This is a genomic window from Arthrobacter sp. 35/47 (assembly GCF_000520475.1).
In the GTDB taxonomy this organism is placed as follows: domain Bacteria; phylum Actinomycetota; class Actinomycetes; order Actinomycetales; family Micrococcaceae; genus Arthrobacter_D; species Arthrobacter_D subterraneus.
The window spans coordinates 94,812-100,789 of sequence record NZ_KI914582.1; the positions used below are offsets into that span (position 1 = coordinate 94,812).

The 5,978-nt window shown below is 64.9% G+C and carries 8 protein-coding genes, 1 pseudogene and 1 riboswitch; of the genes and pseudogenes, 3 read left to right on the forward strand and 6 right to left on the reverse strand.

The features are described from left to right. Positions 1 to 140: 140 nt before the first annotated feature. The 6 genes from X803_RS0101970 to X803_RS0101995 all read right to left on the reverse strand — a co-directional run bounded on the left by X803_RS0101970 (position 141) and on the right by X803_RS0101995 (position 4,272). A complete protein-coding gene (locus X803_RS0101970; RefSeq protein ID WP_026543815.1) occupies positions 141 to 1,013 on the reverse strand; it encodes a C40 family peptidase in 873 nt (290 codons plus the stop codon). Between the two features lie 4 nt (positions 1,014 to 1,017). Then, positions 1,018 to 1,209, reverse strand: a riboswitch (cyclic di-AMP (ydaO/yuaA leader). Between the two features lie 113 nt (positions 1,210 to 1,322). Beyond that, positions 1,323 to 1,604: a hypothetical protein gene (locus tag X803_RS17200; RefSeq protein WP_051470361.1), complete on the reverse strand. Its 282-nt coding sequence runs from the start codon at positions 1,602 to 1,604 to the stop codon at positions 1,323 to 1,325. A gap of 77 nt (positions 1,605 to 1,681) precedes the next feature. Next, complete coding sequence (gene mutM / locus X803_RS0101980) at positions 1,682 to 2,695, reverse strand: bifunctional DNA-formamidopyrimidine glycosylase/DNA-(apurinic or apyrimidinic site) lyase (RefSeq protein ID WP_026543816.1); 1,014 nt, start codon at positions 2,693 to 2,695, stop codon at positions 1,682 to 1,684. A 15-nt stretch (positions 2,696 to 2,710) separates the two neighbouring features. Continuing rightward, the gene (gene rnc / locus X803_RS0101985) at positions 2,711 to 3,433 is read right to left on the reverse strand and encodes a ribonuclease III (protein ID WP_026543817.1); all 723 of its coding nucleotides are present in this window, start codon (positions 3,431 to 3,433) and stop codon (positions 2,711 to 2,713) included. A 57-nt stretch (positions 3,434 to 3,490) separates the two neighbouring features. Next, entirely contained in the window at positions 3,491 to 3,694 is a 204-nt protein-coding gene (gene rpmF, locus X803_RS0101990) for a 50S ribosomal protein L32 (protein ID WP_026543818.1), read from the reverse strand. A 2-nt stretch (positions 3,695 to 3,696) separates the two neighbouring features. After that, positions 3,697 to 4,272: a YceD family protein gene (locus tag X803_RS0101995; protein WP_026543819.1), complete on the reverse strand. Its 576-nt coding sequence runs from the start codon at positions 4,270 to 4,272 to the stop codon at positions 3,697 to 3,699. A gap of 175 nt (positions 4,273 to 4,447) precedes the next feature. Between X803_RS0101995 and X803_RS0102000 the strand changes: the two genes are divergently transcribed. The 3 genes and pseudogenes from X803_RS0102000 to X803_RS22050 all read left to right on the forward strand — a co-directional run. Continuing rightward, positions 4,448 to 4,870 (forward strand): TOBE domain-containing protein, encoded by a 423-nt coding sequence (locus X803_RS0102000; RefSeq protein ID WP_026543820.1) that lies wholly within the window; start codon positions 4,448 to 4,450, stop codon positions 4,868 to 4,870. Beyond that, entirely contained in the window at positions 4,867 to 5,622 is a 756-nt protein-coding gene (gene modA / locus X803_RS0102005; RefSeq protein ID WP_026543821.1) for a molybdate ABC transporter substrate-binding protein, read from the forward strand. Before X803_RS0102000 ends, modA begins: the two co-directional genes overlap by 4 nt. Next, positions 5,619 to 5,978, forward strand: a pseudogene (locus tag X803_RS22050) (molybdate ABC transporter permease subunit); the annotation flags it as partial. The gene modA and the pseudogene X803_RS22050, both read left to right, overlap by 4 nt.

Here is a 5,978-nt window from a genome sequence, read left to right on the forward strand (position 1 = left end):
CCGGGGCGCCGCAGCCACCTGTGAAGCCGGGGCGCCGCAGCCACCTGTGACGGGCCCAGGCAAAGCGAAGGGGAGAACCGGATTACCGGTTCTCCCCTTCGTGTGTCACTGGACCTGCAAAGGACCCAATCCCGCGGCTGCTATGCGCGGTAGAAGGACACTGCACCCAGATCGCTCAGCGGGTGCTGCATGGTGAGGTTTGCACCGTTCATGCCGCTGCTGATGACCTGTCCGCCGCCGGCGTAGACAGCTACGTGTCCGGCGCTGATGACAATGTCACCCGGTGCAGGCGAGCTCACCTGGGTGCCGTAGGCAGCGAACTGTGCCGGTCCAAGGTCTCCGGTTCCCAGAGCCTTCTCCAGGAGCACGGTGCAGTCCTGGATGGCGCCGGCCGCGAGCTGGGCGCGAGCCGAGGCGAGGATGCTTGCGCCGGTGGCGCTGCCCGAGCTGTCCGCAACGGTGAAGCTTGAGGATGCGGTGGTGATGCCCATGGTGCTGGTCTCCACCGGTGCCGGAGCAACCTGCGGTGCCGGAGCGACCGGTGCGGGTGCAGCCGGTGCCGGAGCGACCGGTGCGGGTGCAGCCGGTGCCGGGGCAGCAGCCGCGCTGCCTGACAGGCTGATGACCTGACCCGGGTAGATGATCGAATCCCAGCCGAGGCCGTTCGCCGCGAAGACGGCTTCGAGGCTTACGCCGTAGCTGGCGGCGATGGACCCGAGGGTGTCTCCGGCCTGAACGGTGTGTGTCGGGGCGTTGACAACCGGTGCCGGCGCTGCCGGAGCAGCAAGGGGTGCGGCCTGGACGCCCGCTTCTACCGCCGGGACGGTGGCTGAGGTGGTGGTGGTTCCCGCGCTTGCTGGAAGAGCGGCTCCGAACATGATTCCGGAGGCTGCTACCAGGACTGCTGCAGGGCGGCCGACGGTCCCGGCGTGGGAGCTGACTGCCTTGGAAACGACCTGCATGGTGCTGGGTGACTCTGCACGGTGGCGCGCGATATGACGGTTCTTGGACACGAAAATTGCCTCTCCCAATGCCTGCGGAGTTAGCTGTCGGATTCGGATGGGAGCCACCCGGACGTCCGGCGGTGAGGCCGGGCACGTCTTAACCCCTAGGACTTCTGAAGAAGTCCGCTATCTGGTTCCCCCGCTCCTGTCGCTGTGTGTAGCGAACGGACCTTCCAGCGGCGACAGGATTAGGCAATCCACCAGAAGGAAGCCGGGCGTTTGAGCCCGGCGTGTCCTAAACGTTACCGTCTTTTCGTTGAAATGTCACGTTTCGGTCACGGCCGCTCCACCGCAGGCGTCCAACCGCGTCCGAGAGGATCAGATCTTGTACTCGTCAGACGGGCTCTGTGCCGCGTCATTATCGCCGCCGCGGTGCATGGCCGACTGTGCCTTCTTCAGCGCCTGCTCGGCCTGCGCCTGGACCTCCGGAGCCTTGGCCTTTACCGTCTCGGATGCCTGGGACACCTTGTCCTGAACCTTCGGGTTGCTCCAGAGTTCGTTGGCCTTGACCTTGATCTGCTCATAACTTGCACGACCAGCCCGGGCGCCCAGAACGTAGCCTGCTGCCATGCCTGCCGCAAAAACCAACTTGTTCTTCATCGCGTGTCTCCTGACGTGTCGGGTACTGACGTATTGAATCTAGTCAGCGTACTTACTTTTGTCACGTCAGATGACACTCACCATCGCCCGTTGCGCGGCCGTGGCTGGCACCGGGGGCAACTGTAGGACGAGCGGTTCATAAACGTATCGCGGCGTATCCGTGAGTCCCTGCCCTCGGCCTGGCACCGCCGGCAATGCTCGCGCTCCCTCCCATAGGCATTCAGGGAGCGTTCAAAATATCCCGAGGCGCCATTTACATTGACGTACAGGGAATCGAAACTGGTGCCGCCCGCGTCGAGTGCCCGGGACATCACGTCCCGGCAGGCGTCAAGCAGTCGGGCAGCCTCTGCCCTCCGGAGCGTGTCGGTAGGACGCGCATAATGCAGCTTTGCCGCCCACAACGACTCATCGGCATAGATGTTCCCGACCCCCGAGATGAGGGACTGGTCGAGCAGGGCCCGCTTCAGACCGGTTCGGCGGGACTGCAGCTTTCGGAAGAAATCCTCGAAGGAGAACGCGGGATCCAGCGGATCACGGGCAATGTGGGCAGCTTCCAGCGGAATCAATGGGACAGGGCGTTCGCCAAGGCCACCGGGAAATCCGTCGGAGGTGGGGACCATGTTTGTGACGAAGAGCCCGCCGAAGATTCGTTGGTCCACGAAGCGGAGCTCCCCCGGCATGGACCGGGCACCGGCCACCGGCGACAGCCGCAGGCGCACCCTCAGATGTACCTCATCGGGCTGCTCCGCATCTTCGACCAGCAGCTGCCCGCTCATTCCGAGATGGGCCACCAGAGCGACGGCCGGCGACGGTTCATCCCGGGTAAGCAGGTGCGACGACGGTGATTCGGGACCGCCGTCGTCGGGCGTGTCCTCGTCGGGCGTAAAGGTGAGCGGTAGCCAGAGGAACTTCCCGCGGCGCACCGCGTCTGTAACCCGCGCTCCGACAAGATTGCCGGCGAAATCCCCGGCTCCGAGCGTGTGGCGGCGGATGGACCGCGGATCAAGAACGTCAACTGCCTCAATCCGGCGACCCTGGACCCAGCGCGCCAACCCACGGCGCACCACTTCCACCTCGGGCAGTTCAGGCATGGGCGTGACGGCGGCTCACGTTGACTGACGGAGGTCCGCGTCGGTGCGGAGCCCGGCGGCACCGGCCTGGAGAAGCTTCCAGGACGCTGCAGCAGCTTCCTGCTCCGCTTCTTTCTTTGACCGGCCGGAGCCGGAGCCGTAGGTGGTTGAGCCGATGACCAGCACGGCTTCGAACCGGCGGTCGTGGTCCGGGCCGAAACCGGTCACCTGATAATCGATGACGCCCATCCGCTGGGCGGCGGCGATCTCCTGGATGCTGGTTTTCCAGTCTGTACCAGCGCCGAGCGCAGCGGCATCCTGAAGCACCGGCCCAATGATGCGCATCACAAGGCGCCGCGCCGTTTCCATACCGTTGCTGAGGTAGGTAGCCCCGATGATGGCTTCCATGGTGTCCGCGAGAATTGAGGATTTGTCCCACCCGTTGGTGAGCTTTTCACCCTGCCCGAGGAGGATGTGTTTCCCGAGGTCAAGGCCGCGTGCAATGTCGGCGAGTGCCCGTGTGCTGACAACGGCGGAGCGCCTCTTGGCGAGGTCGCCCTCGGAAAGGTCAGGGTTGTCGCGGTAGAGCGCGTCGGTGACCGACAGACCCAGCACGGCGTCACCGAGGAACTCCAGGCGTTCATTCGTCGGAATACCGCCCTGCTCATAAGCGTAGGACCGGTGCGTGAGCGCAAGACGAAGCGTCTCGGCGTCAATACTGACACCGAGACGCTTCAAAAGGTCTTCAGAACTCTCCACGCAGGCGACGCTTTCGCGATCAAAGCCGAGGACACCGGAAACCGGTGCCGTCAGCATCTAGACGTCGGCTACCTTGCGTCCCTTGTACTCAAGGAACAGTGCGGTGCCGGCGGAATCGGTGACAACCTTCGCCTGGTGGGCAAGGCTGTAGGTGACGCGACCGTTCTCCACCGTCTTCACCAGCTTGGGGGCAACAGCCTTCCACTGGGAACGGCGTGCACGCGTATTCGAGCGGGACATTTTCCGCTTGGGAACAGCCACGGCTAACTCTCTTCTCTCTTGTCTGACTCTGTCTTAACATCTGGTTCCGCTGCCTCAGGGGTGGCGGCCGCGCCGGCCAACCCTGACAGAGCAGCCCAGCGGGGGTCGAGGACCTCGTGCTGGTGTCCGGGATCATCTTCCAGGCGGGCACCGCATTCGGCGCACAAACCCTGGCAGTCCTCCCGGCATACCGGCTGGAACGGCAGTGAGGTCACCACCGCATCCCGCAGTACCGGCTCGAGATCGATGGCATCGTTCTCGACCAGGCGCTGCGCGTCCTCCTCTTCATCCTCCGCCAGCTCGGGGGCGTCGTAGTAGAAGAGTTCCTGCACATCAACGCTACTGCCGTACCTGAGCGGGTCAAGGCACCGGCCGCACTCGCCGACTACTTCGACGTCTACGCTGCCCGATACCAGGATCCCCTCGTGTACGGCCTCGAACCTCAGGTCCAGCTCCATCTCGGAGCCTTCCTGAACGCCGATGAGCGCCACACCAAAATCCTTCGGTGCGGGCACATGTTCTTCGACTGTCCGCATGTTTCCCGGACTGCGTCCGAGATCCCTGACATTGAACACCAGGGGCGAACCAAGATCGCTTTTAATGGGAACTCCTGTAGAACATATGACCGACGAACCATCTTAGCCCGAAACAAAGCCCCACCCCAAACCGGCCATGCTTTTGCGACACTGGATTATCGGAGATGCGCTCGGAATGCGGGTGACTTGACGCATCCGCGGCGATACGCTGTCTTCTGTGACTCAAATACGCGTGCGTGACGCTGCCCGGTTCCTCGGCGTCAGCACTGACACCGTGCGCCGCTGGATCGATGAAGGCACACTCGCCGCTACCCGTTCAGCGGGGGCTCTCACCATCGACGGCCTGCAGCTCGCGCGCCTGGCGCGGGACCGCGCCGTGCTCCCCGCAGATCCCTCCGGCGCGGCCACCTCCGCACGGAACCGCTTCGTGGGGCTTGTCACGGAGGTAGTGAGCGACAGGGTGATATCGCAGGTCGAGCTGCAGTGCGGTCCGCACAGAGTGGTGTCCCTGATGAGCAGTGAAGCGGTGCGCGAGCTGGGCATACAGCCCGGCTCCGTTGCCGTGGCAGTGATCAAGGCTACCAATGTGATTGTGGAGGCCACACCGGTCGGAACCCCGCAGCCGGGCGAACACCGATGATGCGCCGGGCACGGCAGGCAGCGGGCGCCGTCGTCGTTCTTTCGCTTTCTGCCTGCGGCAGCGGCGGTCAGGCCCGTGAGACAACACTCAACGTCTATGCCGCGTCATCACTTCAGGTTCCGTTCGAGGAGATCGCCGAGGAGTTCGAAGCCGCTCACTCCGGCGTGGATGTGCAACTGAACTTCGCCGGATCCTCCGATCTCGCAGCCCAGATCCGTGCGGGTGCGCCCGCCGAGGTGTTTGCCTCGGCCAACGAGGCCACCATGGAGCAGATTGCTGCTGAGCAGCTCCTCGCATCGGAACCCCGGCCGTTCGCCACCAACGTGCTGACCATCGCGGTGGCCGAGGGAAACCCGCTCGGTATCGAGTCACTGGCGTCGCTCGCGGAGCCCACGGTTTCGGTGGTCCTGTGCGCCCCGCAGGTGCCGTGCGGCTCAGCGGCCGGAGATGTGCAGGAGCTCACGGGGGTTTCTCTTACGCCCGTCAGTGAGGAAAGCTCCGTCACGGACGTGCTTGGGAAGGTCTCATCGGGTCAGGCGGATGCGGGGCTCGTCTACGTGACGGACGCGGCGGCGGCCGCCGGGTCGGTGGACAGTGTGCCGTTCGACGCGGCCGCCCAGGCCGCCAACGTGTACCCGATCGCGGTCACGGGAACGGGCGGTGACCTCGCAGCCGACTTCGTGGACCTCGTCACCGGAGTGCAGGGCCAGCGGGTGCTTGCCGCCCACGGCTTCGGGAAGCCCGGCCGGTGAGCGGTTCCTATTCCGGCATCCCGCGGTGGGTGCTTGCCGTCGCCGCAGCAGGCGCCCTCTTCCTGCTGGTACCGCTTGCCGCCATTGTGCTTCGCGTTGACTGGACGCGGTTCGGCGCGCTGGTTTCCTCCGAGTCCTCCCGCGCTGCGCTCCTCCTGAGCCTGCAGACCTCGGGGACCAGCACGGCGCTCTGTGTGATCTTCGGGGTACCGATGGCCTTTGCCCTGGCACGCACCAGGTTTCGGGGCCAGCGTGTGGTCCGAGCGCTCGTACTCCTGCCGCTCGTACTGCCGCCCGTAGTCGGCGGCATCGCGCTGCTCTATACCTTCGGGCGGCAGGGGCTCCTCGGCGAGCCC

What these genes read in the sequence shown, in the direction of transcription:
- modA (WP_026543821.1), top strand. Translation starts at nt 4,867, where the DNA reads ATGATGCGCCGGGCACGGCAGGCAGCGGGCGCCGTCGTCGTTCTTTCG.
- mutM (WP_026543816.1), bottom strand. Translation starts at nt 2,695, where the DNA reads ATGCCTGAACTGCCCGAGGTGGAAGTGGTGCGCCGTGGGTTGGCGCGC.
- X803_RS17200 (WP_051470361.1), bottom strand. Translation starts at nt 1,604, where the DNA reads ATGAAGAACAAGTTGGTTTTTGCGGCAGGCATGGCAGCAGGCTACGTT.